Source organism: Nocardioides sp. (assembly GCF_024509035.1).
Classification (GTDB): Bacteria; Actinomycetota; Actinomycetes; order Propionibacteriales; family Nocardioidaceae; genus Nocardioides.
The window spans coordinates 1-3,245 of sequence record NZ_JANINT010000236.1 but is presented as its reverse complement, the minus strand read 5'-3'; the positions used below and the strand labels follow the sequence as shown (position 1 = coordinate 3,245).

The window sequence follows — 3,245 nt, the reverse complement described above, 5'->3', positions numbered from 1 at the left end:
GTCCCGAGCTGCTCGTCGGCACCCTCGGCCCGCGCACGATCCGCAGCGCCGCCGCCTGGGCCGACGGACTGGCAGGCATGTCGCTCGACCTCGACCTGGCCGAGATCGAGCGGCTCTTCACGCTGACCCGCGACGCGTGGCGCGACGCCGGCCGGCCCGCGCCGCGGCTCACGACCTCGTTCTGGTTCGCCCTCGGCGACCGCGAGACCGCGCGCGAGCAGGTGCACCGCCACCTGCGCCACTACATGAACTGGATCCCGGCCGAGTACGTCGACGCGCTGGCCGCCACCGCGGGCTTCGCCGGCACCGAGGCCGAGCTGCGCGCCGCCCTCCAGCGGGTCGCCGACCTCGGAGCGGACGAGGTGCAGCTGATCCCGACGAGCTCCGACCCGGCCCAGGTCGAGCGCGTCGCGGCGATCCTCCGATGACCAGCACCGCCGTTCGTCTGTGCCGCCGACCCCCGGGCCCTACGGTGTGGTCGTGAGGACCGACTGGGTGCCGGCGTCGGCGGCGATGCTGCTGACCGGTGCGCTCGCGCTGTGTCTCGGAGGATTCCTGCTTCCCCAGTCCGACAACGGCTCGGAGTCCCTGCGGATCGTCCAGGAGCAGAGCGGCCAGTGGATGACGGCGGCTGTGGTCCTCTTCCTCGCCTCGGTCTTCCTGACCCTCGGCCTCCCGGCGATCCTGACGATGTTCGAGCACCGCGGCTGGGGGCTCGCGCTGGTGAGCACCGTCGTGCTCGAGGTGGGGTTCATCGGCACGGCCGGCTTCGCGATGCTGATGGCGTTCTTCCGCTCCCTGGTCCTCACCGACGCGATCCGGGACAAGAACATCGACGAGATCGCCAGCGACGCCGGCATCGCGGTGTTCCTCTACGCCTGGATCGTCGGGCTCTACCTCGGCGAGCTGCTGCTCGGCATCGCGCTGCTGCGGGCCGGGACGACGCCTCGGTGGATCCCGTTCGCGCTGATCCTGCACGCGCTGATCGCGCCGTTCTCCGGGGCGCTGCCCGAGTACCTCTCCAAGGCCACCGTGCTGCTGATGGTCGCCGCGTTCGCCGGCATCGCCATCCAGGCCAACGCGCCCACGCGGCGGCGGTTCGTCAGCTGATCGCGCCGAGCGCCGTCACCAGGTCGGCGACCTGGTCCAGCGGCGCGTCGTACCCCGGGAAGTAGCAGCACACCCGGTCCGCCACGTCGCCGAAGCGGCGCCCGATCTCGGCCGCGCACTCCTCGGGGGTGCCGCGGACCGCGAGCGTCTCGAGCATCTCGTCGGTGACCAGCCCGATCATCTGCGCCCAGTCGCCCTGCTTGGAGAGCCGGTTGAGCTCGGGCTGCACCTCGGCCCACCCCTCGACCTCGAGCACGGGCAGGTACGCCGGCGTCGAACCGTAGAACGCCAGCAGCCCGCGCACCCCTGCGGAGGCGGCGGCGAGCTCGGCCTCGGTGCGGCCCATCGCGACGATCGCCTGCGGCAGGATCGCCAGGTCGCCCCGGCTCCGGCCGGCGGCCGCGAGACCCGCGTCGACGGCGGGCAGGGTGCGCTCACGGAAGTGCCGGTGGCTGTGGAACGGCATCACCAGCAGGCCGTCGGCGACCTCGGCGGCGGTGCGCGTCATCACCGGTCCCAGGGCGCCGAGCAGCACCGGCGGGACGCCGTACGGGTTCGGGCCGGGCACGAACGTCGGAGGCATCAGCGTGTGCTGGGTGAACTCGCCGCGGAAGTCCAGCGGGGTGCCGTCCTGCCACGAGGTGAGGATCGCCTTGACCGCCAGCACCGTCTCGCGCATCCGCGCCGCGGGGCGGCTCCACGTCGCGCCGTAGCGGCGCTCGATGTGGGGGCGGATCTGCGAGCCGAGCCCCAGGCGGAACCGGCCGCGCGAGAGCAGCTGGAGGTCGTACGCCGTGTGCGCGAGGTGCATCGGGCTGCGTGGGATCGCGATCGCCACGTTGGTCATCAGGTCGGTCTCGACCGCGCCCGCGGCGGCCGCGAGCGGCAGGAACACGTCGTGCGGCCCCTCGAACGTGAAGAGCCCGGCGACGCCCGTGCCTGTGAGCTCGCGGGCCCGGTCGGCGGCGCGGTCGGGGCGGGAGTCGAGCTGCACGTCGAGGAGCACGCGCACATCCTGGCGTCTACGGTGGTGCGGTGACCACCACGGGGGATCGGGCCAGGCAGGTGCACGACGAGCTGGAGGCAGCCCTCGAGGCCGTCGCCGAGCACGGCCGCGTGAGCGCGCGGCTGCACCGCGCGCGGGCCTCGGAGGAGTCGGCCAAGGGCGCAGCCGTGCAGGCGCACGCGCAGCTCGCGACCGAGACCGAGGACGTCCGCGCGCTCGAGTCGTTCAGCCCAACGCGCATCTGGGCCACGCTCAAGGGCAGCCGCGACACCGACCTCGACCGCGAGCAGGCCGAGCGCCAGGCCGCGGAGTACGCCGCCGCGCGGGCCGACGCGTGGCTGGTCAGCACCCACGACGAGGTGCGCCGCGCCGAGGCCGAGCTGGCCGCGCTCGGCGACGTCCACGGCCGGCGCGACCAGGCGATGGCGGAGAAGGAGCGGCTGCTCACCGAGGTCGGCGGCGCCGCCGGCGCCGAGCTGGCCACGATCGCCGCCGAGCTGGCCGCCGCCCGGTCGACGGCGAAGGAGGTGGGCGAGGCGCTCGCCGCCGGTGAGCAGGCCGCCGCCGCGCTGTCGCGCGCCGGTGACGTGCTGGGCTCGGCCGGCAGCTGGGCGACGTACGACACGTTCTTCGGCGGCGGGATGATCACCGACATGGTCAAGTACGACCGGATGGACGAGGCCCAGCGCCTGCTGCACGGCGCCGACCAGGCGCTGCGCCGGCTCTCGACCGAGCTCGCCGACGTCGGCATGACCGCCGTGGTGCAGGGCCTCTCGGTCGACGGGCTGACCCAGGCGTTCGACGTGTGGTTCGACAACATCTTCAGCGACTGGTCGGTGAAGTCGCGGATCGACCAGGCCGCGCGACGCACGGCCGAGGCTGCCGGGATGGTCCACGAGATCCGCACCCGCCTCGCCGCCCAGCAGCGCGAGGTCGAGAGCCGCGTCGTCGAGCTGACCGGCCGCCGGGAGCGGCTGCTGGTCGAGGCGAGCTAGCGCCTCAGCGCAGGGCTCGGCGCAGGGCTCGGCGCAGGGGCTCGGCGCAGGGCTCAGCGCAGGGCCAGGCAGCCCGACGTCGCGGCGTCCCACGGCAGCTTCGCGTCCTCGGCGATCCGCTCGTCGAGGGCGGC

The 3,245-nt window shown here is 74.0% G+C and carries 3 protein-coding genes and 1 pseudogene; 3 read left to right on the top strand and 1 reads right to left on the bottom strand.

Annotated elements, in window-relative coordinates:
• A pseudogene (locus Q0L15_RS16585) lies at positions 1–428 on the top strand (LLM class flavin-dependent oxidoreductase); the annotation flags it as partial.
• Positions 429–480: 52 nt separating this feature from the next.
• Positions 481–1,110: a hypothetical protein gene (locus Q0L15_RS16580; protein ID WP_296605558.1), complete on the top strand. Its 630-nt coding sequence runs from the start codon at positions 481–483 to the stop codon at positions 1,108–1,110.
• Here Q0L15_RS16580 and Q0L15_RS16575 read toward each other — a convergent pair.
• A complete protein-coding gene (locus Q0L15_RS16575) occupies positions 1,103–2,116 on the bottom strand; it encodes a TIGR03617 family F420-dependent LLM class oxidoreductase (protein WP_296605557.1) in 1,014 nt (337 codons plus the stop codon). The two genes, Q0L15_RS16580 and Q0L15_RS16575, sit on opposite strands and share 8 nt — an antisense overlap.
• 29 nt (positions 2,117–2,145) lie before the next feature.
• On the opposite strand from Q0L15_RS16575, the gene Q0L15_RS16570 reads away from it, so the two are divergent.
• Positions 2,146–3,111, top strand: coding sequence for a hypothetical protein (locus Q0L15_RS16570; RefSeq protein WP_296605556.1), 966 nt, complete (start codon positions 2,146–2,148; stop codon positions 3,109–3,111).
• Positions 3,112–3,245: the final 134 nt, after the last annotated feature.